The sequence below is a fragment of the Wylensekiella montiformis genome (assembly GCF_009697385.1).
In the GTDB taxonomy this organism is placed as follows: domain Bacteria; phylum Bacillota; class Negativicutes; order Selenomonadales; family Selenomonadaceae; genus Selenomonas_A; species Selenomonas_A montiformis.
Window position 1 is genome coordinate 1 of the sequence record NZ_VUNL01000012.1, and the last position, 24,892, is coordinate 24,892.

The following is a 24,892-nucleotide window of genomic DNA, read 5'->3' on the forward strand; positions in this document are numbered from 1 at the left end:
GAATATCCGGTGACGATGCCTGAATGGTTCCACCTGTTCCCATACCGAACACAGTAGTTAAGCATTCAGAGGCCGAAAGTACTTGTCTGGAGACGGGCTGGGAGGATAGGAAGTTGCCGGTTTCATTCCTCGATAGCTCAGCCGGTAGAGCACCTGACTGTTAATCAGGCTGTCGCAGGTTCGAATCCTGCTCGAGGAGCCATTTTGTTCATACCCTGGGGTGATTGGGGTATAGCCAAGTCGGTTAAGGCACGGGACTTTGACTCCCGCATCCGCTGGTTCGAGTCCAGCTACCCCAGCCATATATTGGTTCACTAGCTCAGTTGGCAGAGCACCTGACTTTTAATCAGGGTGTCCCGGGTTCGAATCCCGGGTGAGCCACCATTTTATCATCCACTTGATAGTATGGCGCGTTGGTCAAGCGGTTAAGACACCGCCCTTTCACGGCGGCTTCATGGGTTCGAATCCCATACGCGTCACCATTTTTCATGACTCACTAGCTCAACTGGCAGAGCAACTGACTCTTAATCAGTAGGTTCACGGTTCGATTCCGTGGTGGGTCACCATTTTATGGGCGATTAGCTCAGCTGGGAGAGCGCTTGCCTTACAAGCAAGATGTCAGCAGTTCGATCCTGTTATCGCCCACCATTTCTTTTTATACGGCCCGGTAGTTTAGTTGGTTAGAATGCCGCCCTGTCACGGCGGAGGTCATGGGTTCAAGTCCCATTCGGGTCGCCACTTTGATTATTGCACAGCGATGTGTTATAATATATTGCGACTTGGTAAATATGCCTCGGTAGCTCAGTCGGTAGAGCAGGGGACTGAAAATCCCCGTGTCAGTGGTTCGATTCCGCTCTGAGGCACCATTTTTCAAGCTGGTGTAGCTCAATTGGTAGAGCAGCTGACTTGTAATCAGCAGGTTGGGGGTTCAATTCCTCTCGCCAGCTCCACTTGCTTTGCGGGTGTAGCTCAATGGTAGAGCTCCAGCCTTCCAAGCTGATCACGTGGGTTCGATTCCCATCACCCGCTCCATTTTGACATAAAGATACTGCCGGGGTGGCGGAACTGGCAGACGCAACGGACTTAAAATCCGTCGGTTGGAAACAACCGTACCGGTTCGATTCCGGTCCTCGGCACCACCTTTAGTATCTGTATATAATTTCATATCATGCGGACGTGGCGGAATCGGCAGACGCGCTAGTTTCAGGTACTAGTGATAGTGATATCGTGGAGGTTCAAGTCCTCTCGTCCGCACCATTTTTTTTCAACAGAATATTGCGGTCGTGGCGGAATTGGCAGACGCGCTACTTTGAGGGGGTAGTGTTCACAAGACGTATGGGTTCAAGTCCCATCGACCGCACCATTTTCTTCGTTTTTCATATCATGCGGACGTGGCGGAATCGGCAGACGCGCTAGTTTCAGGTACTAGTGGTAGTGATACCGTGGAGGTTCAAGTCCTCTCGTCCGCACCATTTTTTTGTTCAATCGAATATTGCGGTCGTGGCGGAATTGGCAGACGCGCTACTTTGAGGGGGTAGTGTTCACAAGACGTATGGGTTCAAGTCCCATCGACCGCACCATTTTGGAATCAGGAGCTGTGTATCGGCTCTTTTTTTTCTTTTCGTTCGGCGCGGAGATTTTTCTTGATGAACGTTTTGGATGGCGTTTACAGATCGGCGCTTTCCTGTTATTCTGTTTAAAGATTGAAAGGAGGCGCGGTGTGATGCGTGCTGCTGGTTTGTTTCTGCTGACGATGATGTTCTTTTTCCCGCTGAGGATGGTTCAGGCGGCGATTCCTCCGTCGGAGCTTTATGTCGCCGCAGGGCTGGTATCGATGGCTTCCTATAGTGAAGAATTGAATCTTCTGACCCGGCAGTGGCTGATAAAGTCCGGCTGGCATTTTGATTCCAATGAGACGATCAACCGGGCGGCTGACGGCCGGTTCCATCTGGTTTCCCGGCGTCTGGCTGATGGGAACGGTTTCTATTTGCTGGCTTTTCCGGGAACGGAGCGGCTTAAGGATGCAGAGATCGATCTTCGCGTTGGCCGCGTCCCGTTTGGCGGGAAGACGCCGGAAGAATTTCGCGCGATGGCCGCCTCCGGTGTGAGGGACGCTTCCCGTCCGCTGGTCCATCAGGGCTTCAATGATTATACGCAGACGGCGCTGTTTCATCAGGCACTGCCGGCTTTTGGCGGGCGAACGGCCGGCGAGGTGATGGCGGAGGAGCTTCGCGCGCATCCGGCGGAAGTGCTTTATCTGACCGGTCATAGTCTGGGCGGTGCGGCCGCTACGCTGGCTGCGGCGCGTTTGGCCGATATGGGCGTGCGCCCGGAACAGCTGCAGGTCATTACCTTTGGCGCGCCGGCTGTGGGGAACGAGGCTTTTGCCCGCGCTTATGAAAAGCGGATGCAGCTCACCCGGATCACGATGGAGGGAGATCCGGTTCAGGGCGTTCTTCAGACCTTGTCCGGCGGCGCTTTCGTCCAGTATGGGAACCGTGTGAGCTGGAAACCGAACCGGAATACCGAGCGCTTTGCGCACGAGATGGTGGTGTATCTGGATCAGGCGATACGCAGCGATCAGGAGGCGCGTCCCGAGAGCGGGGCAAAGCCCTTGCTTTTGGGCAGCAGGCCCGCTGAACTGGACGGTGGAATACTGGCCGCCCCGGCCCGTTTTGATCTCGATGCGCATATCCGGGAAGATCAGCCGTATATGGAAAGAGCGGTGCGGGATATGCTCAAACTTTCGTATCAGCCTATCGTCTTTGCTGCGGCGGACGCCGGGAATATGCGGGAACTGCGCCGTCAGGCCGCCGCTTCGGGCTGTGCGTATATTCTCACGCAGCGCTATCAGGCCGTGCGCATCCGCCAGGAAAAGTATAATTTCCGCGTGTCGCTGGAGGAGTCCCTGTACGATGTGCGGGGAAATCTGCTGACCATGCAGGTGCTGAGCACGACGGCCCGCAATCTGACTCCGTTGGAGGGGACTGCGTATCTGCAGATGAAGGCCGCGGAGCAGCGCGATGCGCATTTGAAACAGGCGGCAGCCGGGGCGGAAGAACAGGCGCAGCGCTGAGACAATCCCTTGCCGCATATTGCATACAGAATACAATAAAAGTTCTGAAAACTTATTGACATTCCGGCGGGAATCGTGTATAGTATAAGTAAGCCAAAGGAAAGAGTTCAGCAATCCGATGGCAGCCGACATGGAAGTGAAGGAAAGGGAGGAGATTCCAATGGGCCGGTAAATCCCATGGAACAAGCTACATGGAACAAACAACAGAACAAGGGAAATAGCCGTCAGCTGGTGACGAGAAAGCCGCTGACGGTTATTTTCGTATGGTTGAAATCCTTTCAGGACAAGCATCAGGCTGGTATGGTATAATTCTTGTAGTGTATTATTGGGAGGGGAAGCAATGGAGAAAGCAAAGGTTTATTTTACGGATTTCCGGGTTCAGGTGGGAACGAGTCTGTTGCAGAAGCTTCGGACTCTTTGTCTGGCCGCCGGATTCCGGAGAATCGATATGGACGGGAAGTTTGTGGCGATCAAGATGCACTTCGGGGAGCTGGGCAATATGGCCTTTTTGCGGCCGCAGTATGCCAAAGTCCTTGCTGATCTCGTGAAGGAGCAGGGCGGCGTCCCGTTTCTGACGGACTGCAATACGCTGTATCCGGGCAGCCGCAAACATGCGCTGGAGCATATGGACTGCGCGAATCTCAATGGATTCAATCCGACGACGACGGGCTGCCAGATCATCATCGGCGACGGCCTCAAGGGGACGGATGATGTCGAGGTCCCCGTAAAGAACGGCGAATACGTCAAGGCCGCCAAGATCGGACGCGCGGTCATGGATGCCGATGTCTTCATCAGTCTGGCGCATTTCAAGGGACACGAAATGACGGGATTTGGCGGCGCGATCAAGAATATCGGCATGGGCTGCGGCAGCCGCGCCGGAAAGATGGAGCAGCACTCCTCCGGAAAATGCGTGGTCGATGAAGAGCTGTGCCGCGGCTGCCGGAAGTGCGCGAAGGAATGCGGCTCTCAGGCGATTACTTATGAGAACAACAAGGCGCATATCCACAAGGATCTGTGCAAGGGCTGCGGGCGCTGCATCGGAGCCTGCAGCTTCTCTGCGATCCGCAATGAGCAATGGGATGCCGGCGATCTGCTCGATAAAAAGATGGCAGAATACGCGCAGGCCGTGGTACAGGACCGTCCTTGCTTCCATGTGAATCTGGCCATGGACATTTCGCCGAACTGCGACTGCCATGGGGAAAATGATGCGCCGATTCTCCCAAATCTGGGGATGTTTGCGTCCTTTGACCCGGTCGCGCTGGATCAGGCCTGCGCAGACGCCTGCCAGAAGGCGGCTCCGCTGGCGAACAGCCAGCTGTCGGATCATCTGGATCAGCCGGACTGGCATCATCATCATGATGTCTTTTTGGACAGCAATCCCAACGTGCATTGGAAGGAGACGCTGGAACATGCGGAAAAAATCGGCATGGGCTCGCGTGCCTATGAGCTGGTCGTGCTGAAGTGACCGGGCGGAAGAAGAAACGAACGCAAAAAGCGGGACTTTGCAGAGAGGAAAAACTCTGCAAAGTCCCGCTTTTTTCATAGGACGTCCAGCTTAGGACTGTGCTTTGTTCAGCTTTTGATCCGCGTACTGCAGCAGGATATGCGCGCTGCGGCGGTTGGTGGCCAGCGGGATGTTGTGAACATCGCACAGGCGGAGCAGCGCGTTGATGTCCGGCTCATGCGGCTGAGAGGTGAGCGGATCGCGCAGGAAGATGACGTAATCCACCTGCTCAGTAGCGACGCGGGCGCCGATCTGCTGGTCGCCGCCCAGCGGCCCGGACATCATGGTTTCGACATTCAGATGAAAGTGTTCATTGATCAGCGTACCTGTCGTGCGCGTGGCGATCAGATGAAAGTGACGGAGAAGATCCTTGTGATGGTCGACAAAGTCCAGCATCTCCTGCTTTTTCTTGTCATGGGCAATCAGTGCGATAGTCTGCATGTAACCACTCCCTTTTTCGATGTAAGCCCTTACTCCCTTCAGTATAGAACATTTTCCGTTTAGCGTAAAGAATTTGTTTGTGATTTATTGAAATTCAGAAAATACTTTCTCTCTGTATATCCGTTGACTTTCCGGGAAAACCATTTATAATTGTTAATTAGCAAGCTAATTAACTGAGGAGATGCAGGATGAAACGAGAAATGATCCCGACATGGGAGGAACTGGAATATCATAAAACCATCATTCCGGAGATCGATCCGGCATCCGTGATCGCCATGCTGGGCATCAAGGCGGTGGGCGAGGAGATTCAGCAGTCCATTCTGGATGTCCTGCAGCGGGAATACCATCTTTCGGAGGGGAAGTTCTGCACACTGATCGTCCTGCACCAGCATGGCAAAGAAGGCGTGGCGCCCTCTGTTCTGGCCCGCAAGGTCGGCGTGACCCGGGCGACCATCAGCAATATGCTTCAGAGGATGGAGCGCGACGGTCTGGTCGTCATGAAGCCGGCGGAAACCGATGGGCGCAGCAAGCTGGCCGTTATGACGGAACAGGGCCGCGCCTTCATGGAAGAGATTCTTCCGCCGCATTATCTGCGCGTTACCCGTCTGATGGAGAAGCTGACGGAGGCGGAGCAGAAGGAACTGATCCGGCTGCTGCGAAAAATGGCGGGCGACTGATAGGGAAAACGGCGGGCTGCGCCGTGCTTTCTTCATATAGTTAGTAATCAAACTAATTTTTAATAAGGAGTGTAGAATTATGACGACGAAACAGAGAGCTGTGAGGGCTGGCATCGCCTTTATCGCCCTGCTGATTCTGGGCGGAATCGCCCTGATGTATAAGGGAAACGACGCGCTGGCGCTGGCTACGGAAAAAAAGGAGGGCATTTTGACGGCCGAGCAGGTCAGGATGTCCTTTGATTCCGTCAGCGGGCGTCTGGCGGAAGAGGCGGTCAAAGAGGGCGATGTCGTGAAAAAGGGCGATGTCATCATGCGGCTGGACTCTACGGATACCGATCTGGCGATAAAAAAGGTGGAAGCTCAGATCGCGCAGGTCGACGCGCAGATTCGGGCGAAGAACGGAGAGCAGGGAATCAGCTATCAGAAGGCGGATACGGATGAGCAGCAGAGCGGGCGTCAGATTGAACAGCAGCGTTCTGCCGTCGCCGCAGCTTCGGCGACGCTCCGGAATGCCCGGCTGGATTACGACCGCAAGGCATCGCTGCTGTCGGTCGGAGCCATCGCCCAGTCGCAGATGGATGAGGCGGAAATGAACTGGAACGTGGCGCAGGCCAATGTGGCGCAGCAGCAGGAGCTGCTGCAGAAGCTTCTGGCCGGTTCAAACGGCAGCCCGACGGATACGATCGCTCAGGAGCGGCAGGCCGCGGCGAATATGGGCAATGAGGCGGACGCCCTGATGCGGCAGCGGCAGGCGCTGACGGTACAGCTCCGGGAGCTGGAAGTGGCGAAGGAGCGTCTGACCCTGCGCGCGCCGGAGGACGGCAAGATTCTCAAGGTGCTGGCCAAGGAAGGCGAGATGGTGTCCCCGTCTGTTCCGGTTGTCCTGCTGGAAAGCAGCCGCAGCTATTACGATATTTACATCAGTGAGAAGCAGGCGGCGGGACTCAGCGAGGGGCAGGAAATCATCGGCGTTACGGTGGCCGGGAACCGGAAGGTCCGGGGGACGATTCGTCTGCTGTCGCAGGCGCCGGGGTTTGCGGATCTGAAGCAGTCGCGGGAAAAGGGTCAGGCGGATCTGTCCTCCTTTCAGGTTCGGATTTATGTGGAACCGCAGGAAGGAATCCTGCCGGGCATGACGATTGGAGTGAAGGACAGTGCATTCGCTGAGAGATGAGGTAAAATTTCTGTTCTCCGGACAGGGCATGCCCTATGAGAAGGTAAGCATCATGGTCGCGATGGTCATTACGGTGATTCTTTCCGTATTGCTTTCCGGCAATATTGCCCGGGAGGCCAGGGTCGCGGTCATCGATCTGGATCATTCGGCTTATTCGCGCGAGCTGATCAGTGAAATCGATGCGTCAGAATATATGGACGTGACCGCCGTCCTGCATACGGCGGCGGATCCGAAGTCGCTCTTTTTTCAGGATCGCGCCGTAGCGGTCCTCTATTTCCCGCCGGGGCTGGAAAAGGACCGCTATACGGGGCAGGCCGCGCATATCGGCGTGTTCTACGACAATACCAATACGGCGCAGACCAGCGACATCAAAGCGGCACTGAATGAAATCGTCGGACTGGATCAGGCGGAGGCGCATGGCGATATCGGCAGCACGAACGATACAGTTCAGGGACAGGTGCAGCTGGCGGCGCGCAATCTGTTCAATCCTCAGGGCTCGACCAGCAATGGCGAGACGCTGGGATTCCTGTTCTTTTTCGGGTCGATGTTTTTCACCTTCGCGACGATCGGCATGGTGCCGCGCCTCCGGCTGACGCATCAGCTCGATGACATTCTGCTGAACGGGACGCCGTGGGATCTCGTGATTCGTCTGCTGCCGTACGGCGGCTGTCTGCTCGTCTCCTGGGTGCTGGGCATGGCGGTGCTCCGCATCTGGGGCGATCTGATTTTTTCCGGCAGCCTGCTGACGTTTCTGTTTCTGCAGATTTTCCTCATCCTGACGACGGGCACGCTGAGTTTGTTTTTCGGCTGGACGGCGGCCAATCCGGGCATTGCGTCGAGCCGTATGATTCTCTTCATCCCCGGCGGTTTTATTCTGGGCGGCATGACCGGCCCGGTGACCTTTTATTCACCATGGGTCGTGCAGCTCAGCCATGTGTTTCCGCTGACCTGGACGTTCCATTTTCAGCGCGATGTCATTGCGCGCGGCGCGGGGCTGGCGGATGTGTTGCAGCTTTTCGGCGCGTTTCTGATCTATATGGGGGCGGTGGCCATTCTTTTCTGTCTCCGTTTTTATACGGCGCGCAAAGCGCTTATCCGGCATCTTGCGCAGGAGGAATGGCAGAGGGAGCATCTGCAGCAGATGAAGGCGGATGCCGTGCAGTGAGGAGGAAAGAGGTATGTCGACCGAAGAACTCATCGAACAGATCAAAACACGGCCGAAAACAGAGATTCGGTGCGAGCGCATTCTGGTTCCGACCGACGGATCCGGGCAGGCTTTTCGCGCGTTTCGTGAAGCGATCCGTCTGGCCGCGGCGACCGGGGCGGAGCTTACCTTGCTCATGGTCGTGGATTACGACAAGACGGTTTCTGCTTTTGAACGGGTCAGTCTGAGCGGCTATGTTCCGGCGGAGCTGAAGATTGCCGCCTATCGTTTTCTGGCCGATCTCATGCATGTGGTGCCGGAGGAGATTCGCGCGCATACGCGGGTGGAGTCCGGCGATCCGCGGGAGATCATCCCTGCCGTGGCCGCCGAGGAAGAAAGCGGGCTGATCGTCATGGGGTCGCGCGGCTTCGGCGCTTTTCACAGCTTGCTGATCGGCAGCGTGTCCAATGCGGTGCTGCAGCAGGCGCCGTGTCCGGTACTCCTGTGCAAGGGAATGCCGGATGACTGGGACGAGGGCGGCGCCTGCCTGTCCGGTCATGGCGGAACGTGAAGTCAGATTATATTTCCATTACAAATCCCCTTCTCCCAGCGAATTTTAATGGATTTGCGTGATAATAAACATGCAGGAATTTTCCTGACGATGGACAGAAGGGGGAAATACCATGAGTATTCGTGCCATTAGCGGGATCCGCGGCCTTTCCTTTTGGGATGAATCGGCAGATTCTTCGCATCATTCGAAAGTCGGCGCGGCAGCCGGGGATTTCAGCGAGATGTTTGAGCGCGTCAGCGCTGCGACGGAAGCTGATACATCAGGAGAAAGCGGGCAGAAAGACGGGCAGACCGTGACCTTGACGAAGATTCTGCCGGATGGTTCGCTGCTGCTGACGAAGATGGAGGGAAACCGGGTCGTCTCGGAGACGAAGCTGAGCGGATCGAGCATCCGGCAGCAGCAAAATCTGCTGGCGCCGGCGGAGCCGTACCGGCTGGCTTATGCGTCGGGGACGGAAGTGCCGAAAGGGTCGCTGTTCAGCGCATCGATTTGATGCGGCCGGGCATAAGGCCGGAGAAGAGATGTGCTTTTGCGTATAAGCACAGAAAACGGGAAAGGAATCAGCACAATATGAAATATGGAAAGGATTCACGAAAACAGCCACCGGGCGCAGGCAGGTGGCTGTTTTCTTTTTGCCCGGAAGAGCGCTTCGGGAAATATGGCAGGGTCGGAAGAAATGTGATACAATAGGGAGGAATAAAGGTTTTGACGATACAGGAGGGGAAGTTATGAGCAAGTACGCAGGAACTCAGACCGAGAAGAATCTGGAAGCCGCCTTTGCTGGCGAGAGTCAGGCACGCAACAAGTATACCTACTTTGCGTCGCGGGCGAAAAAGGACGGCTTTGAGCAGATGGCCGCGCTGTTTTTGAAAACGGCGGACAATGAAAAAGAACATGCGAAGCTGTGGTTCAAGGAACTGGAAGGCATTGGCGATACGGCGGCCAATCTGGAAGCTGCCGCTGCCGGTGAAAATTATGAGTGGACGGATATGTATGCCGGCTTTGCTGAGACGGCGGATAAGGAAGGCTTTCCGGAACTGGCGAAAAAATTCCGCATGGTGGCGGAGATCGAGAAGCACCATGAGGAGCGCTACCGCGCCCTGCTGAAGAATCTGAAACAGGACGAGGTCTTTGCGCGTAGTGAAGTCAAGATCTGGGAATGCCGGAACTGCGGCCATATCGTCGTCGGGACGAAGGCGCCGGATGTATGCCCTGTGTGCGCTCATCCGCAGAGCTTCTTTGAACTTCATGCGGAAAACTATTGAGCGGGGCGATATGGGCATGAAGATCGCCGCGACGGATTTTGACGGGACGTTCCGTCCCATCGATCAGCCGGTTCCCGAGGAAAATCTGGCGGCGGTGCGGGCCTGGCAGGCGGCCGGACATAAATTCGGCATCGCCACGGGAAGGGGGCTGCCCCTGATCGAGGAGGGCCTCGCGCCGTATGATATCCGGGTGGATTTTCTGGTCTGCAACAACGGCGCGGTGTCGGTCGATGCGGATCGCCGCATGATTCACTGTCTGCCGATTCCGCCGTCTGTGGTGAAGCAGCTGCTGGATCTTCCGGCGGTGCGGGAAAACGATCTGCCTCTGCTGGTTTTTACGGCCCGGGAGGCGTACAGCATCCGGCCGAATCCCGCTATGAGCATGGCGCTGGTCCGGCCGCTGACCATTGAGGCCGCGCCGCTGCTTTCGGACGTCGTACAGGTCAGCATGAAGCTGAATACGCCCGAAGAGGCGCAGCAGGTCTCGGACGATATTCATGCCCGCTTTCCTATGCTGGGGGGCAATATCAACCGGAGCTATCTCGATATCAACCGGGTCGAAGCGGACAAGGGCTGGGGCCTGATGAAAATGATGGAGGACGGTCCGTGGCGCGGCCGTGAGCTGCTGGTTATCGGCGATGACAAAAACGATCTGAAAATGATCCGCCGGTTTCACGGCTTTACGGTCAAAACGGCCCGCCCGTTCATGCAGGATGCCGCCTGCGGCGTTTATGACACGGTCGGCGGCATGCTTCGGGATCATCTTTGAGCGAAAGCGGATGGGTGAGCAAGTCTCACGCATCCGCTTTTTGTATGTGGACGAAAGCCATTTGTCCAGTTTGACGAAATAAGCCGGTTTGTGATAAAGTAAGAGAGTATGATACGGCAGGCGTAGAATCCATAGATGTAAGCAGAACAACAGAAGCTTTGGTGAGGTGGTTTTATTGAACAGGCGTATCCTCTTTTTTCTGGTGACTGTATTTCTCCTTATCTGTATGCACTCCTCCGCAGCGCTGGCCTCCATTCTTGTCCGGGACGGCTCGCGGGGCGATTCGGTGCGCCATGTACAGAATCTTCTGATCGATCAGGGGTATCTTGACGGCGGGGCGGATGGCATATGCGGCCCGAAAACCGTGGCTGCCATCCGCAGCTTTCAGCAGTCCAACGGACTGACGGCTGACGGGATTTGCGGCGATGCAACTTACCGGGTGCTTTCCGGCGGGCGCAGCTATGAGCCGGAGACGCCCCGCGGCGCTGTCGGGCGGGTTCTTTACGTTTCCGCTACGGCGTACAGTGCCCAGGACCCCGGCAATTCCTGCTATACGGCGGCGGGGACGCTGGTGCGGCGCGGCGTAATCGCCGTGGATCCCGAGGTCATTCCGATGGGGACGCGCGTCTATATTCCCGGCTATGGAGAAGCGGTGGCGGAAGATACCGGCGGAGCGATCCGGGGCCATCATATCGATGTCGCGTTCGATACGCACGGCGAGGCGCTGGCATTCGGCCGCAGAAACATCGAGGTGTATATTCTGGAGTGACCGCCGTGCTGTTTCGCATTTCCGGACCGGCGGGGCTGCCCGCCGGCCATGCACTTTTATCAGGGAAATATTATATAAACGATACAAAACGCATAAAAATGGCAGGAAAGTCTGCCTCGCGGGAACAAATGGATAAAGAATACAGGATATCTTGCCGGAAAGGTATTGACTTATGTAAACCTGTAACCTATAATAAAGTTCATCATTGAATCGTTTGACAGACACGAAGCAGGAGAATGCAGAGGAGGATTTCGTATGAATTTCAGCAGGAAAAGTCTGAAGCTCATGAGCGTGCTGGCTGGCACGATGCTCATGGGCGGCGTACTGGCTGGCTGCGGCAGCAGCGAAAACGAGAATGAGATCAAGGTGGGCGCCAACTTCGAGCGCACCGGCAATGTCGCGAACTACGGACAGGCCACGCTGGACGGATTCAATCTGGCCATCAAGGAAATCAATGATGCCGGCGGCATCAATGGCAAGAAAATCAAGGTGGTCGAGGCGGATAACAAATCAGAGGCTTCCGAGGCCGTCAACGCTGCGACGAAGCTGATTTCGGACGATAAGGTCAAGGTATTGGTCGGACCGGCCGTAACGGCAAATGTCATCGCGGAAACGCAGGTTGCGACGGACAACAAAGTGCCGATCATCGCTCCGTGTGCCACGAGCCCGGATGTGACGGTGGAAAACGGCAGCGTCAAGCCGTTCGTGTTCCGCAGCTGCTTCATCGATCCGCAGCAGGGTTCCGTCATGGCGAAATTCGCCGTGGAAAAACTCAAGGCAAAGACGGCGGTCATCTATGTAGACAACAGCTCGGACTATTCCAAGAGCCTCGGCAAAGTGTTCAAAGAGAAGTTTGAGGCGGCCGGCGGCAAGGTCGTCATGGAAGAAGCGTTCCTGGCCAAGGATCAGGACTTCAAGGCGGCGCTGACGAAGCTCAAGACCGCCAACGCGGATGTCGTATTCGTTCCGGCTTACTATGAAGAGGTCGGCAAGATCGTCAAACAGGCCCGCGAGCTCGGCTTTACGCAGCCGTTCCTCGGTACGGACGGCTGGGATGATCCGAAAGTAGCGGATATCGCCGGTGCGGACGCCCTGAACAACACATATTTCAGCACGCATTATTCCGATAAGGACGAAGAGGTAAAGGGCTTCGTCGATGCCTTCACGAAGGAATACGGCCATGCTCCGAACGTATTCGCCGCGCTGGGCTATGATGCTGGCAAGATGCTTGCTGACGCGATCAAGCGTGCGGGCAGCGACGATCCGGAGAAGATCCAGAAAGCACTGGAGGAGACGAAGGATCTGAAAGTCGGCACGGGTACGATCACGATGGATAAAGATCATAATCCGATCAAGCAGGCAGTGATTCTGGAGAACAAGAACGGCGACCGCGTCATGGTGGCAAAGATCATGCCGGATGCCGGAAACTGATGGAATAAGAAACATTCAGGGGGCCGCAGGAATGCGGCCTCTTGTACTATGAAAGCCTGTCCATTGCAGACGGACGCTTTGAGGAGGACAAATTATGGAAGTGACGCAGCAGATCCTGCAGCAGCTGGTGAACGGCATATCGCTGGGCAGCATCTACGCGCTGATCGCGCTGGGCTATACGATGATCTACGGCATCATCAAGCTCATCAATTTCGCGCATGGCGATATTTATATGGTCGGCGCCTATATCGGCTTTTTTGCTATTACGCAGGCGCATCTTTCGATTGTGCCGGCGCTCCTGATTTCTTTTGTGGTTACGGGTATTCTCGGCATGGTGGTGGAGAAGCTGGCTTATAAGCCGCTGCGCCATGCGCCGCGCATCTCCGTACTCATCACCGCTATCGGCGTATCCTTTTTTCTGGAATATACGAGCATGTATTTCGTATCGCCGACGCCGCGGACGTTCCCCGCGATGTTCGGCGATGTGGCGGTGACGGTCGGCGGCATCGTCATCAACGGCCAGCAGATGCTGATTCTCGGCATTACGGCCGTGCTCATGGTCATCCTGACCTATGTCGTGCAGAAAACCAAAACCGGCAAAGCCATGCGGGCCGCTTCGTTTGATACGGAAACGGCGCAGCTCATGGGCATCGATTCGGACCGCATCATTTCGATCACGTTCGGCATCGGCTCGGCGCTGGCGGCCGTCGCGGGCGTACTGGTCGGCGTATACTACAACTCAATCGATCCGCTCATGGGCATCATGCCGGGCCTCAAGGCTTTTGTCGCGGCGGTGCTGGGCGGTATCGGCATCCTGCCGGGCGCCGTGGTCGGCGGACTGATTCTCGGCGTAGTCGAGGCTTTTGTCTCGGGTTTCGTCTCGTCGACGTTCCGCGATGCTGCGGCGTTCGCCATCCTGATTCTCGTCCTGCTGTTCAAGCCGACCGGGTTGTTCGGCAAGAATACCAAGGAAAAGGTCTGAGGAGGGCGCATCATGAAATATTTACGCAAAAATGACTTCATCATGCTGGGCTTTGCCGTCGTCCTGTTCGCTGTGCTGCAGGGGCTGATCTCCGGGCGCGTGCTGAATTCTTTCTGGCAGCTCAACCTGCTGATCGTCGGCATCAATGTCATCATGTCCGTGAGCCTGAATCTCATCAACGGCTATACCGGCCAGTTTTCGCTGGGCCATGCGGGATTCATGGCGGTCGGCGCCTATGTGGGCGTAGTGCTGACGACGAATTTTCATGCGCCGTTCGCCGCTGCCCTGCTGGCCGGCGCCGCGGCGGCCGGGTTCCTCGGCTTTCTCATCGGGATTCCGACCCTTCGTCTGCGCGGCGATTACCTCGCCATCGCGACGCTGGGCCTCGGCGAGATCATCCGCATCGTTATCATGAATATCCAGTATGTCGGCGGTGCGGCAGGATTCAAGGGCATCCCGCATCATACGAATTTCGCCTGGGTCTTTTTCCTCATGCTGTTCGCGCTGTTCTTTATCAAGAATTTCGTAAATTCCACGCATGGACGCGCCTGCCTGGCCATCCGGGAAAATGAGATCGCGGCGGAGTCCATGGGCATCAATACGACGAAATACAAGGTCATGGCTTTTACCATCGGCGCGGCCTTTGCCGGAGTGGCCGGCGGACTGTTTGCCCACTGCTTCTATATCATCAATCCGGCCTCGTTTACCTTTATGCAGTCCTTCAACTATCTCATCATGGTCGTACTGGGCGGTCTGGGATCGATCACCGGATCCATCGCCGGCGCCTTTGTCGTCACCTTTATTTCGGCGGCACTGGCCAGCTGGCCCGAATTCCGCATGATTATCTATGCGCTCGCGCTGATCCTGCTGATGTTCTATCGTCCGCAGGGACTCTTCGGCTACATGGAGGTTACGAATATGGGCATATTCCGCAGGATTTTCCGGAAGGGAGGTCATAACTGATGGCCAGCGAATTATTAAAAGCAACGGACGTTTCGGAGGTATTCGGCGGCCTGAAGGCGGTTTCGGATTTCAATGTCCATATCGACCGCGGCGAACTGGTCGGCCTGATCGGCCCGAACGGCGCGGGCAAGACGACGGCGTTCAACCTGTTCACCGGCGTTTACCAGCCGACGACGGGCGAAATCGTTTTTGACGGCAAGAGCATCGTCGGACTCAAACCTTATCAGATCACGCAGCGCGGCATTGCGCGCACGTTCCAGAACATTCGGCTGTTCTCGGAACTGACGGTGCTGGACAACGTCAAAATCGCGTTTCATTTCCATGTGAAGTACGGCCTGCTTGAAGCGGTATGCCGGGCCGGCCGTTATTTCCGGGAGGAGGAAGAGATCGAAGCCGAAAGCATGAAGCTGCTGGAGATTTTCCATCTGGAAAAGCAGGCCGGCGAACTGGCGAAAAACCTTCCGTATGGCGCACAGCGCCGTCTGGAAATCGCGCGGGCGCTGGCGGCGAAGCCGAAGCTTTTGCTGCTCGATGAACCGGCGGCCGGCATGAATCCGCAGGAGACGAAGGAACTCATGGAAATGATTTCCTGGATACGCCGGGAATTCGGGCTGACGATTCTGCTCATTGAGCACGATATGAGTCTGGTCATGGGGATCTGTGAGCGCATTTATGTATTGGAATACGGCACGATCATCGCGCAGGGCACGCCGGAGGAGATTCGGAAGGATCCGGAAGTTATCCGCGCATATTTGGGAGGCGAAGCATAATGGGCAGCATGTTGGAACTCAAAGGCGTGAACGTCTATTATGGCGCCATCCATGCCGTCAAGGATATCAGTCTCACGGTCAATCAGGGCGAGATCGTCACGCTGATCGGCGCCAACGGCGCGGGCAAATCGACGACGCTGCGCACGATTTCGGGACTGCTGCGGCCGAAAAGCGGCTCGATTTCCTTCGAGGGAAAAGAGATCGCGGGGGTCAAGGCGCATGAGATCGTGCGGCAGGGCATCTCGCAGGTCCCCGAGGGACGCCGTATCTTTGCCGAGATGACCGTGATGGAAAATCTGGATATGGGCGCTTTTACGCGCAAGGACAAGGATGGGATACGGGCGGACCTCAAGCGGGTGTTCGAGCTATTCCCGCGTCTGGAGGAGCGCAAAAGTCAGGTCGCCGGTACGCTCTCGGGCGGCGAACAGCAGATGCTCGCCATGGGCCGTGCGCTCATGAGCCGTCCGAAGCTGCTGCTGCTCGATGAGCCGTCCATGGGACTGGCGCCATTGCTCATCCGGGAAATCTTCCATATCATTGAAGACATCAACCGGGCGGGAACAACGGTGCTGCTGGTCGAGCAGAATGCCAATATGGCGCTTTCCATCGCCAGCCGCGCCTATGTGCTGGAAACGGGGCGCATCACCCTGTCCGGCGATGCCGCAAAACTGGCGGCGAGCGAGGAAGTGCGCAAAGCCTATCTGGGCGGTTGAGAAAAAAGGGATTCGCCGTATTTTGGCGAATCCCTTCTATATCAGGAAATATTGTGCGCGAAACGGAGGAAAATACCATGTTTGTAGCAAATCGAATGGCCAAAAATCCCGTTACGGTCACGCCGGACACCTCATTGGATGATGCGGCTCTGGCCATGAAGAAGGGGCATTTCCGCCGCCTGCCGGTCGTTGAGAATGGCAGACTGGTCGGTTTTTTCAGCGATAAGGATCTCATGCGTGTTTCTCCCTCGCCGGCCACTACGCTGTCCCGTTACGAGGAGAAATCGCTGCTGGCCCGGATGAAGGTAGCCGACATCATGCAGAAGGACGTCATTTCGGTAAGCGAGGACGCGACGATTGAAGAAGCGGCGCTCATCATGTATGACAAGAAGATCGGCGGCCTGCCGGTCGTCTCGCGTGTCGGCGCTGTGGTCGGCGTCATCACGGAAACCGATATCTTTAAGACGTTTGTGGATGTTATGGATCTGACCGCGGGCAAAACGCGCCTGACGGTCATGACCGACAACAAGGTCGGCGTGGTCAACGACATCTCAGGCGTGTTCACGGCGAACGGGTTGTCGATTGACAGTCTGGTCACCTGCCGCCAGAAGGACGGAACTTATGAGATTGTCGTCCGCGGCGATATTCCCGATGTGGAGAAGGTCACGAAGGAAATCGAGGCCAAAGGATATAAGGTAATCCATACGGTCAGGTTCGGCTGAGAGACGGCTGGGCAGCCGACATGCGCAGCTGCATGGCCGGCGCGTTGCCGGGCAGCGCGTTTTGCTCGAGTGATTTTTCCCATTTTATCCATTTTTAGCAGATTTTTTGGAATGGAGAAAGAATCTGTTTCATCATTTTTTTCGATGGGAAAGGATTTTATTCGCTGCGGAAGAATAGAAAAGAATGTAATGAAAGGAACAGAAAGGGAAGGAGTGTAAACGTATGCAGTTTGTTAACAATATCCGGGTGGCTTTCAAGATTCTGATTTTGGTGGTCATCGCCGCGGTGGGCATGGCCGTCATCGGCTGGCGAGGGTACTCTACGATTCAGGAGTCCCGGCAGATGCTGAACTCGATGTATCAGCAAAATATGCAGCAGCTATACTATATCGGCGAGGCCAAGTTTATGATGCGCGATATGCAGTCGAGGGCGGCGCTGGCTATGTCGGCGCATGATGAGGCACGGTTTGCGGATCTGAACAAGGATGCGGCGGAGATTCAGCAGCGCTTTGAGGACAATCAGAAGGCGTTCGATCAGGTCCTGGACGGCTCGGCAGAGTCTCAGGCGGCCAGCCAGCTGATACAGAAGAACTGGAAGGCGTTTTATGCGGCGCAGCATCATGTCATGGATCTGGCAAAGGCCGGCGACATGACCGGTGCGGAGGCGTATCTGCGCAAGGACGCGGCAGATGCGACCACGGACTTCCGGAAATCGCTGGAAGCAGAGCAGCAGACGGTCCAGCAGGATGCCGCATCCCTCTATGAACAGATTGAAGAGACGGAGCAGGCGGCCGGACGGGCGATGCTGATCTATAGTCTGCTGGCCCTTCTTCTGCTCTTTGGCGGAGCATTCTGGATTTCCCGTGAGATCACGAATCCGCTTCATAAGATGATGGATTCGTGCCGCCGTATGGGAGACGGGGATTTCCGCATCGTAGAGCGGGAAGTGACGCGCGGCGATGAGTTTGGCGAAATGGCGGATGTCGTGGCGGATATGAGGGAAAAACTGAATCATCTGATGCGGCAGACCAATGAATCCACGCAGCAGATGGCTGCCTCCAGCGAGGAACTGACCGCGAACTCGCAGCAGTCCGCACAGGCTTCGGCGCAGGTCGCGCAATCGGTGACAGATGCTGCCGGCGCGGCAGAGAACCAGCAGGAGTCGGTCAACCGCAGCAATGAGGCCGTGCGGCAGATTACGGAGTCGGTGGCTTCGATCCGCGAACAGGCCGGCCGCGTTTCGGACCGGGCGGATTCGGCCGAGAAACAGGCCGGTACGGGTGCTCATTCGGTAGACAGCACCGTGCGGCAGATTCAGAGCGCCGTGCAGAATGTGCAGGAATCCGCACAGATCGTGGACAAGCTCGGGGAGCGTTCACAGGAAATCGGCACGATTGTCGAAACGATTTCCGGCATTGCCGAACAGACAAATCTGCTCGCGCTGAATGCCGCAATCGAGGCTGCCCGGGCTGGCGAGCATGGCCGCGGTTTCGCTGTGGTGGCGGAGGAAGTCCGCAAGCTGGCGGAGCAGTCGGGCGAAGCAGCACAGCAGATCACCGGACTGATCACGGGGATTCAGACGGATACGGAAGAGGCGGTAGCTTCGATGAAGACGGGGCGCGACGCTGTGGATGCCGGTGCACAGTCCGTCAATGAGCTGCGCGCTGTATTCCGGGAAATCCGGACGCTGGTTCAGGAGGTCGGCGAGGCGGTGAAAACCATGCAGGCTTTGGTGCAGTCAGCCGGTGAAGATACGGAGCGCATCACAAAGCAGATGGCGGTCATTGAGCAGCAAGGGCGGAAGGTCGCGGACGAGATGCAGACGGTTTCGGCCGCGTCCGAAGAGCAGTCCGCTTCGGCCAGCGAGATCGCGACGGCCAGTGAGGCGCTGGCCCATTTAGCTGGCCAGCTGCAGGAGACGCTGCAGAAATTCCAATTTTAAGGCATTTAAGGCAGAAGAAAACGTAAGGCCTGCCGCATGAGCATATCATGCGGCAGGCCTTTTTTGCGTGCTGAAAACATTTTCAAAAGCCGAAAACAAACCGGGCGGCACAATCCCTATAATGAAAACTGTGGAAAGGAGAGGACGTCTATGATACGCATGCTGCCCCGTGATTTCGTGCTGGGCGCGACGATTTCCGCCTATCAGACCGAAGGTGCGGTCGATGCGGCGGGCCGGATTCCCTGTGCATGGGACCGCTGGTATGCGCGTCCGGACAGTACCTTTGATGCCAGGAACGCCAGCGGATTCTATACCTCTTACCGGGAGGACATTGCCCGCTGCCGCGCGTTCAATATCCGGGCGCTGGGGATTTCCCTTGCCTGGACGCGCATCATCCGGGATGAGCAGGGAACGGTCAATGAAGAAGGAGTCCGCTTTTATCAGGATGTCATTCGGTGCTGCCGGGAGAATGGGATTGAGCCGTATGTTGCGCTGTATCACTTTGATACGCCGCTCTTTCTCTTTGACCGCGGGGAATGGCTGGCGCCTGAGACTGCCGAGCAGTTTCTTCATTATGCTCAGGTATGCTTTGAGCGCTTCGGCGGTATGGTGCGGTACTGGATTACCATGAAGGACCCGGTTTCCCTCGTCATGAACGAGTATGTTGCCGGGCAGTTCCCTCCGGCGGAGCGCTTTGCTGCCGGCAAGGCCGTCCTTGCCCTGCACAGCATGCTGACGGCGCACAGCCGGGCTGTCATCCGGTATAAAGAAATGGGACTGCCGGGGAAAATCGGCATCGTCCATCGCGCGGAGTCCGTTTATCCGCTGGCCGGTTCGCCGGGCAGCGAGAGGGCGGCGTCTCTGGACGATACGCTGACCAACCGGTTTTTGCTGGACGGCGTACTGGCCGGTGGATATTCCGCGGAGACGATGGCGGGGATCCGCGCGATTCTGAGTCAGGAACCGGAGTTCTTTGATCCCGCGCCGGACGATCTGGCCGCGCTGGATAAGGCGGCCGGCCAGCTGGATTTTCTTGGCGTCAATTATTATGCCAGCCATTTCTGCGAGGCATGGCGGGACGGAGCGGCTCAGCCGGCCGATACCGGTAGCTATGCGCTGAAGGGAATCAGCCGCCGTCTGGGGCGGGCGGATGTACCGACGACGGACTGGGGCTGGTCCATTTTTCCGCATGGGCTCTACGATATGCTGCTGCGCATCCATGAAGAATATCCGCACCGGCCGATCTATGTGACGGAAAACGGGCTGGGGCTTCATGAAAGCCTGCCGGCTCCCGGGCCGGATGGCCAGCGCATGATCGAGGACGACGACCGGATCGATTACCTGCGTCAGCACCTGAGCGCGGTGCTGGACGCCATGGAAGAAGGCGTCGATGTACGCGGCTGCTTCGTCTGGTCGATGCTGGATGCCATGTCATGGACCGGCGGCTACGATAAGCGCTACGGCCTGTTCTATGTGGATGAATCGGGACGGCGCTTCCCCAAGAAGAGCGCATTCTGGTTCCGCGACCTTTCTGCGCGGCGCATCATGCTCACCGTTGATGCGCTCCGCGCCAGCGTGCTGGCGCACTGATACGGCTCTATCTGTTTCTCAAAGGAGAGATTGTCATGAAATTACATAACACCAATGCGATGCTGCGCGACGCGCAAAGCAATCATTACGCGGTACCGGCGTTCAATATTCACAATCTGGAAACCTTTCAGGTCGTCGTGGATACCTGTCATGAGATGCGTTCGCCGGTCATCATTGCGGCGACTCCGTCGACGGTCCGCTATGCCGACAAGGATTACCTGATCGCCCTGACCGGCACGGCCATGGAAAAATATGACATTCCGATGTCGTTCCATCTGGATCATCATGAGGATGTAAAGGAAATCGAGACGACGGTGGCAGCGGGCTGCCGCAGCGTGATGATCGATGCGTCCCGCCTCCCCTATGAGGAAAATGTCGCCAAGGTAAAGCAGGTCGTGGCCTTCGCGCATACCTGCGGCGCTTCGGTCGAAGCGGAGCTTGGCAAGCTGGTCGGGCAGGAGGACGATCTGGTCGTGGCGGATGCAGACAGCGCCTATACGAACCCCGATGATGCCGTCCGCTATGTGGCGGACACGGGCATTGACAGCCTTGCCGTGGCGATCGGCACAGCGCATGGCCTGTACAAGGGGCGGCCAAAACTGGACTTTGAGCGCCTGAAGGAGATTCGCAGCCGCGTAGACATTCCGCTGGTCCTGCACGGCGCCTCGGACGTCCCCGATGAACTGGTGCAGAAAGCCATCTCGCTGGGCATCTGCAAGGTAAATGTCGCGACCGACCTCAAGATTCCGTTCTCGAACGCCGTCAAATCCTTCTTTAAGGAAAACCCAGAGGCCAACGATCCGCGCAAATACATGACGCCGGGCAAAGAGGCCATGAAAGCCATCGTGCGCCATAAGATTGAAGTCTGCGGCAGCCAGAACCGCTGCTGACTGCGGAGGACATCTTATGATACTGGTCATTAATCTGAACGCCTCGGTGGACAAGCGGTATCAGCTTGCGTCGCTGACGAAAGGAACGGTCATGCGCGCGCAGTCCGTCGACAACACGCCGGGCGGCAAAGGCCTTCATGTCGCCAATGTCGCGACGATATTGGGCGAGGATGTGCTGGTCACCGGCTTTTTGGGCGGAAAATCCGGCGAATTTATCGCGGAAAAGACCAAGGAATACGGCATCCGGGGAGATTTTGTCCCCGTGGCCGGCGAGACGCGCTCCTGTCTGGCCATTCTGACCCCGGACGGCGCTCAGACGGAGATCCTCGAGCCGGGGCCTGAAATCTGCGCCCGGGAGCTGGACCTCTTTTCGGAAAAGTACCGGCAGCTTTTGCCGCAGGCCGATGTCGTCGTTGCCTCGGGCAGCGTTCCGCGCGGCGTGTCGGACGATTTTTACGCCGGCCTGATCCGCGCAGCGAAGGACGCGGGAAAGCCTTTCCTTCTGGATACCAGCGGCAGCCTTCTGGCGCGCGGCATTGAGGCGGCCCCGTATTTCATCAAGCCGAACAAGGATGAGATTCAGGCGCTGCGCGGCTGCGCGGCAGAGGATGAAGAAGACATCCTCCGCGCGGTGCGCGAGTTTCTGGACGAAGGGATTTCGCTGGCTGTCGTCTCGCTCGGCGCGCAGGGATCGATCGCCGGCGCCGGCGGCAGGCTTTACCGGGTGACCGTTCCCGCCGTTTCCTGCCGCAATCCGGTAGGCTCCGGGGACTCCTATGTAGCCGGCGTGGCCGCCGGTCTGGCCCGCCATCTTTCGGTGGAGGAGGTTTTGCGCCTCGGCGCGGCCTGCGGCACCGCCAACGCCATGGAGGAAGAGAGCGGCTTTGTGCGCAGAGAAACCGTCGAATCGCTTCTGCCGCGGATTCGCGTGGAAAAAATCCGATAAACAAAACATGGGCTGTGGAAACCAGTTGGCCTGATTCCACAGCCCATGTTTTGTTTATCGGAATGTGCCGCGGTGACGTCCGGCGGCCTCAGAAATAGTGCTCTTTGCGATAGGCGGCTTCCTTGCGGGCGGCCTTTTCTTTTTCCTGCTGCTGCTGCATGGTCAGATAATCGATGATGATGCGGCTGATGACGTAGAGCGGCAGACGCGAAGTCGCATCGACGCTCTTGATCGACACATGCTGATGCTTATAGCCGAATACCGTGACCTGAGCAAGGCGCGCGAGCGGGGTGTCCGGCGCTCCGCAGGTGATCGTGATGATGCGGGCGCCGAGCGAAGCGGCGTTTTCCGCGGCCTGCACCAGCTCCGGCGTCTTGCCGGACAAGGTGAAAATGATGACCAGCTCCCGGCGCTTGACATGACTGGTGATCTCCTGCATGATGGACGGATCGGAATTGGAAAAGACATTGATGCCGAGGATCTGGAGCTTCAGCGCGAATTCCTGTGCAACATGCTCCGTAAGGCCGCGGCTGAGCAGATAGATCCGGTTAGCGCCGCGAATCTCCCGCACGACGGACAGGATGGTGTCGATGTTCAGATGATCGATGGTGTTGGACACCTCCATCAGCGACTTGTTGAAAATTTCATTGACCTCGATATCGTCCCGCTCGGTTTCCGGCTGACGGGTCAGCAGATAGCGCAGCTCCGCGAAGCCGGATATGCCGCATTTTTTGATCGTGCGCGATACCGTAGCCGGCGAGGAATACGTCGCTTCGGCGACATCGCTGATGGACATGGACGAAATCTTGTCCGTGTTCATGTTGATGAAATTGATGACCTTCTTTTCCGTATCGGTCAGATGCTCGTGAAAGTCATGGTCGATTTTAATCAGCATAGACATTTTCTCCCCTTGATGACCGGGCCAAATCTCCCCTCGCCCGGCGGGACGCCTGCAAAAGGCGGTTCCCTGATGATAAAACAATCCCTTACCGCTATTATATCACGTTTTTCCGGCGCCTGACATCAGGGCGGGATGTCTGTCCCGAAAACGTTTTCAAAACATGAAAACAAAAGGCCTTCGGGCAGCCCTATAATAAAACCATAAGCTGAATCTACGGCAAATCCATGATCGATAAAGGAGACGGAGAAGATGAAAGTAGCGATTGCAGCCAATCAGGCTGGTGCAAAACTCAAAGATACGGTAAAGGAATATCTGTCCGGCAAGGGCTATGAAATGGAAGATCTTTCCGATGCGGATATTTTCACGGCGACGATGAATGTCGTCCATGCCATCCAGGACGGCGGCACCACGCGCGGCATCGTCATCGATGATTACGGCGTAGCGCCGTTTATGATCGCGTCGAAGAACCACGGCATCGTCTGCGCGCCGACCTATGAGGACTATACCTCGTCCATGACGCGCCATCACAACAGTACGCAGATCATCGCGCTGGGCGCAAACATCACGGCGGACGCGCTTTCCTGCCAGCTGGCCGAGAACTTCGTCAAGACGGAATACGACGGCGGCCGCCATCAGATTCGCATCGACATGCTGAACCGTGAGCTTTGATCGGAAGACAGAGGAGGAAAAAGACTATGAAAATCGCAATCGGCTGTGACCATATTGTCACGGATATCAAGATAAAGGCTGCCGAGTTTCTGAAAAAACAGGGCCATGAGGTCATCGACGTCGGGACGCACGACTTCATCCGCACGCATTACCCGATTTACGGGCGCAAAGTCGGCAAGCTGGTCGCTACCGGCGAGGCAGACCTCGGCGTCTGCATCTGCGGTACGGGCATCGGCATCAACAACGCCGCGCAGAAGGTCAGCGGCGTCCGCGCGGCCTGTGTGACGGATGTGCAGACGGCCGTAGCCGCCAAAGAAAACCTCAACGCCAACGTGATCGGCTGCGGCGGGCGCGTGGTCGGCATCGGCACGATCGAATACATTCTCGACGCGTTCCTCAAGGCGGAGTACAAGCCGACGCCGGAAAAAGACGCGCTGATCGCAAAAATTGACGCGATGATTCCGGAAAATGACTGCATCGAAAACGATCATCTCTTTGACGAATGCCTGAAAAAATGGGATGAAGGATTCTATCACGACTGAGATGACGGAATCTGACGGAAACGGAACGAATTTGCGTAATTGCTCGCAATCCTTGAACGTGTTATACTATATAAAACGATTACATAATAGAAAACAATAAAAAGGGTGAATAGATATGGCAATGACAAAGGACGATATGGCGATGGTCGCGATGGAGATCGTCGCCTACTCCGGCGACGCCCGCACGAAATTCCTCGATGCGATGGACGCGATCGGCAAGAAAGACTTTGATAAGGCAGAAGCCTTGATCAAGGAAGGCGATGAGCTGATCCTCGGCGCGCATAACCAGCAGACGGAGCTCATCACGAAGGAAGCGGCCGGCGAGGATATCGAGATCGGATTCCTCACGGTGCATGCACAGGATCATTTGATGACGGCCATGCTGCTGTCGGATATGGACAAGCGGTTTCTCCGGATGTTCCGGGATCAATAAGGAGCGTT

The 24,892-nt window shown here is 56.6% G+C and carries 26 protein-coding genes, 15 tRNA genes and 1 rRNA gene; 40 read left to right on the top strand and 2 right to left on the bottom strand.

The annotated features are described in order from the left end of the window. Positions 1-5: 5 nt before the first annotated feature. From rrf to FYJ78_RS10265, 19 genes are all read left to right on the top strand, one after another. A 5S ribosomal RNA gene (gene rrf / locus FYJ78_RS10180) occupies positions 6-122 on the top strand. 4 nt (positions 123-126) lie between these two features. Continuing rightward, a tRNA-Asn gene (locus FYJ78_RS10185) sits at positions 127-202 on the top strand. A gap of 23 nt (positions 203-225) precedes the next feature. Continuing rightward, positions 226-302 (top strand) — tRNA-Gln (locus FYJ78_RS10190). Positions 303-308: 6 nt separating this feature from the next. Further along, positions 309-384 (top strand) — tRNA-Lys (locus FYJ78_RS10195). A 23-nt stretch (positions 385-407) separates the two neighbouring features. Beyond that, positions 408-482, top strand: a tRNA-Glu gene (locus FYJ78_RS10200). Between the two features lie 8 nt (positions 483-490). Then, a tRNA-Lys gene (locus tag FYJ78_RS10205) sits at positions 491-566 on the top strand. A 6-nt stretch (positions 567-572) separates the two neighbouring features. Beyond that, positions 573-648 (top strand) — tRNA-Val (locus tag FYJ78_RS10210). 13 nt (positions 649-661) lie between these two features. Beyond that, positions 662-738: transfer RNA gene (locus FYJ78_RS10215), tRNA-Asp, on the top strand. Between the two features lie 52 nt (positions 739-790). Next, positions 791-866, top strand: a tRNA-Phe gene (locus FYJ78_RS10220). Positions 867-874: 8 nt separating this feature from the next. Continuing rightward, positions 875-950: transfer RNA gene (locus FYJ78_RS10225), tRNA-Thr, on the top strand. Positions 951-958: 8 nt separating this feature from the next. Continuing rightward, positions 959-1,032 (top strand) — tRNA-Gly (locus FYJ78_RS10230). 18 nt (positions 1,033-1,050) lie between these two features. Beyond that, positions 1,051-1,139: transfer RNA gene (locus FYJ78_RS10235), tRNA-Leu, on the top strand. 31 nt (positions 1,140-1,170) lie between these two features. Next, positions 1,171-1,257 (top strand) — tRNA-Leu (locus tag FYJ78_RS10240). Positions 1,258-1,277: 20 nt separating this feature from the next. Further along, positions 1,278-1,363, top strand: a tRNA-Leu gene (locus tag FYJ78_RS10245). 22 nt (positions 1,364-1,385) lie between these two features. Beyond that, positions 1,386-1,472 (top strand) — tRNA-Leu (locus FYJ78_RS10250). 22 nt (positions 1,473-1,494) lie between these two features. Further along, positions 1,495-1,580 (top strand) — tRNA-Leu (locus FYJ78_RS10255). Positions 1,581-1,723: 143 nt separating this feature from the next. Next, the gene (locus tag FYJ78_RS10260) at positions 1,724-3,076 is read left to right on the top strand and encodes a lipase family protein (protein ID WP_195847944.1); all 1,353 of its coding nucleotides are present in this window, start codon (positions 1,724-1,726) and stop codon (positions 3,074-3,076) included. A gap of 177 nt (positions 3,077-3,253) precedes the next feature. Next, entirely contained in the window at positions 3,254-3,385 is a 132-nt protein-coding gene (locus tag FYJ78_RS13100; protein ID WP_268878437.1) for a hypothetical protein, read from the top strand. 31 nt (positions 3,386-3,416) lie between these two features. After that, positions 3,417-4,541, top strand: coding sequence for a DUF362 domain-containing protein (locus FYJ78_RS10265; protein WP_154621292.1), 1,125 nt, complete (start codon positions 3,417-3,419; stop codon positions 4,539-4,541). A gap of 90 nt (positions 4,542-4,631) precedes the next feature. On the opposite strand, the gene FYJ78_RS10270 is transcribed toward FYJ78_RS10265, so the two are convergent. After that, on the bottom strand, positions 4,632-5,021 hold the full coding sequence (locus FYJ78_RS10270) for a methylglyoxal synthase (RefSeq protein WP_154621293.1): 390 nt from the start codon (positions 5,019-5,021) through the stop codon (positions 4,632-4,634). A gap of 188 nt (positions 5,022-5,209) precedes the next feature. Between FYJ78_RS10270 and FYJ78_RS10275 the strand changes: the two genes are divergently transcribed. The 18 genes from FYJ78_RS10275 to FYJ78_RS10360 all read left to right on the top strand — a co-directional run bounded on the left by FYJ78_RS10275 (position 5,210) and on the right by FYJ78_RS10360 (position 22,339). Further along, complete coding sequence (locus FYJ78_RS10275) at positions 5,210-5,698, top strand: MarR family winged helix-turn-helix transcriptional regulator (RefSeq protein WP_154621294.1); 489 nt, start codon at positions 5,210-5,212, stop codon at positions 5,696-5,698. Between the two features lie 79 nt (positions 5,699-5,777). After that, positions 5,778-6,872, top strand: coding sequence for an HlyD family secretion protein (locus FYJ78_RS10280; RefSeq protein WP_154621295.1), 1,095 nt, complete (start codon positions 5,778-5,780; stop codon positions 6,870-6,872). After that, positions 6,853-8,037, top strand: coding sequence for an ABC transporter permease (locus FYJ78_RS10285; RefSeq protein WP_328597708.1), 1,185 nt, complete (start codon positions 6,853-6,855; stop codon positions 8,035-8,037). Before FYJ78_RS10280 ends, FYJ78_RS10285 begins: the two co-directional genes overlap by 20 nt. Positions 8,038-8,050: 13 nt before the next feature. Further along, positions 8,051-8,587 carry a universal stress protein gene (locus tag FYJ78_RS10290; RefSeq protein ID WP_154621296.1) on the top strand — a complete coding sequence of 179 codons (537 nt, stop codon included), beginning with the start codon at positions 8,051-8,053 and terminating at the stop codon, positions 8,585-8,587. A 112-nt stretch (positions 8,588-8,699) separates the two neighbouring features. Further along, positions 8,700-9,080: a hypothetical protein gene (locus tag FYJ78_RS10295; RefSeq protein WP_154621297.1), complete on the top strand. Its 381-nt coding sequence runs from the start codon at positions 8,700-8,702 to the stop codon at positions 9,078-9,080. A 235-nt stretch (positions 9,081-9,315) separates the two neighbouring features. Beyond that, the gene (rbr, locus tag FYJ78_RS10300) at positions 9,316-9,852 is read left to right on the top strand and encodes a rubrerythrin (protein WP_154621298.1); all 537 of its coding nucleotides are present in this window, start codon (positions 9,316-9,318) and stop codon (positions 9,850-9,852) included. Beyond that, positions 9,836-10,621 carry an HAD hydrolase family protein gene (locus FYJ78_RS10305; protein WP_235900004.1) on the top strand — a complete coding sequence of 262 codons (786 nt, stop codon included), beginning with the start codon at positions 9,836-9,838 and terminating at the stop codon, positions 10,619-10,621. Before rbr ends, FYJ78_RS10305 begins: the two co-directional genes overlap by 17 nt. 226 nt (positions 10,622-10,847) lie before the next feature. Next, positions 10,848-11,390 (top strand): 3D domain-containing protein, encoded by a 543-nt coding sequence (locus tag FYJ78_RS10310; protein ID WP_154621359.1) that lies wholly within the window; start codon positions 10,848-10,850, stop codon positions 11,388-11,390. Positions 11,391-11,645: 255 nt separating this feature from the next. Beyond that, positions 11,646-12,821 carry an ABC transporter substrate-binding protein gene (locus tag FYJ78_RS10315; protein ID WP_154621299.1) on the top strand — a complete coding sequence of 392 codons (1,176 nt, stop codon included), beginning with the start codon at positions 11,646-11,648 and terminating at the stop codon, positions 12,819-12,821. A gap of 94 nt (positions 12,822-12,915) precedes the next feature. After that, the gene (locus FYJ78_RS10320; RefSeq protein WP_154621300.1) at positions 12,916-13,803 is read left to right on the top strand and encodes a branched-chain amino acid ABC transporter permease; all 888 of its coding nucleotides are present in this window, start codon (positions 12,916-12,918) and stop codon (positions 13,801-13,803) included. Between the two features lie 12 nt (positions 13,804-13,815). Then, a complete protein-coding gene (locus FYJ78_RS10325) occupies positions 13,816-14,766 on the top strand; it encodes a branched-chain amino acid ABC transporter permease (protein ID WP_154621301.1) in 951 nt (316 codons plus the stop codon). After that, the gene (locus FYJ78_RS10330) at positions 14,766-15,536 is read left to right on the top strand and encodes an ABC transporter ATP-binding protein (RefSeq protein ID WP_154621302.1); all 771 of its coding nucleotides are present in this window, start codon (positions 14,766-14,768) and stop codon (positions 15,534-15,536) included. The genes FYJ78_RS10325 and FYJ78_RS10330 overlap by 1 nt, the downstream gene beginning before the upstream one ends. Beyond that, positions 15,536-16,249, top strand: coding sequence for an ABC transporter ATP-binding protein (locus FYJ78_RS10335; protein WP_408014454.1), 714 nt, complete (start codon positions 15,536-15,538; stop codon positions 16,247-16,249). Before FYJ78_RS10330 ends, FYJ78_RS10335 begins: the two co-directional genes overlap by 1 nt. 77 nt (positions 16,250-16,326) lie before the next feature. Beyond that, a complete protein-coding gene (locus FYJ78_RS10340; protein WP_154621303.1) occupies positions 16,327-16,971 on the top strand; it encodes a CBS domain-containing protein in 645 nt (214 codons plus the stop codon). 223 nt (positions 16,972-17,194) lie between these two features. Next, positions 17,195-18,913, top strand: a complete 1,719-nt coding sequence (locus tag FYJ78_RS10345) for a methyl-accepting chemotaxis protein (RefSeq protein ID WP_154621304.1) — start codon at positions 17,195-17,197, stop codon at positions 18,911-18,913. 150 nt (positions 18,914-19,063) lie between these two features. Then, positions 19,064-20,503, top strand: a complete 1,440-nt coding sequence (locus tag FYJ78_RS10350) for a family 1 glycosylhydrolase (protein WP_195847945.1) — start codon at positions 19,064-19,066, stop codon at positions 20,501-20,503. 35 nt (positions 20,504-20,538) lie between these two features. Continuing rightward, a complete protein-coding gene (locus FYJ78_RS10355) occupies positions 20,539-21,393 on the top strand; it encodes a tagatose bisphosphate family class II aldolase (protein ID WP_154621306.1) in 855 nt (284 codons plus the stop codon). A 16-nt stretch (positions 21,394-21,409) separates the two neighbouring features. Then, positions 21,410-22,339, top strand: coding sequence for a 1-phosphofructokinase family hexose kinase (locus tag FYJ78_RS10360; protein WP_154621307.1), 930 nt, complete (start codon positions 21,410-21,412; stop codon positions 22,337-22,339). Between the two features lie 88 nt (positions 22,340-22,427). On the opposite strand, the gene FYJ78_RS10365 is transcribed toward FYJ78_RS10360, so the two are convergent. Next, positions 22,428-23,234, bottom strand: a complete 807-nt coding sequence (locus tag FYJ78_RS10365; RefSeq protein WP_154621308.1) for a MurR/RpiR family transcriptional regulator — start codon at positions 23,232-23,234, stop codon at positions 22,428-22,430. A 255-nt stretch (positions 23,235-23,489) separates the two neighbouring features. On the opposite strand from FYJ78_RS10365, the gene FYJ78_RS10370 reads away from it, so the two are divergent. From FYJ78_RS10370 to FYJ78_RS10380, 3 genes are all read left to right on the top strand, one after another. Next, complete coding sequence (locus tag FYJ78_RS10370; protein WP_154621309.1) at positions 23,490-23,909, top strand: RpiB/LacA/LacB family sugar-phosphate isomerase; 420 nt, start codon at positions 23,490-23,492, stop codon at positions 23,907-23,909. 26 nt (positions 23,910-23,935) lie between these two features. Then, on the top strand, positions 23,936-24,451 hold the full coding sequence (gene lacB, locus FYJ78_RS10375; protein ID WP_154621310.1) for a galactose-6-phosphate isomerase subunit LacB: 516 nt from the start codon (positions 23,936-23,938) through the stop codon (positions 24,449-24,451). A 115-nt stretch (positions 24,452-24,566) separates the two neighbouring features. After that, a complete protein-coding gene (locus FYJ78_RS10380; RefSeq protein ID WP_154621311.1) occupies positions 24,567-24,884 on the top strand; it encodes a PTS sugar transporter subunit IIA in 318 nt (105 codons plus the stop codon). Positions 24,885-24,892 lie beyond the last annotated feature (8 nt).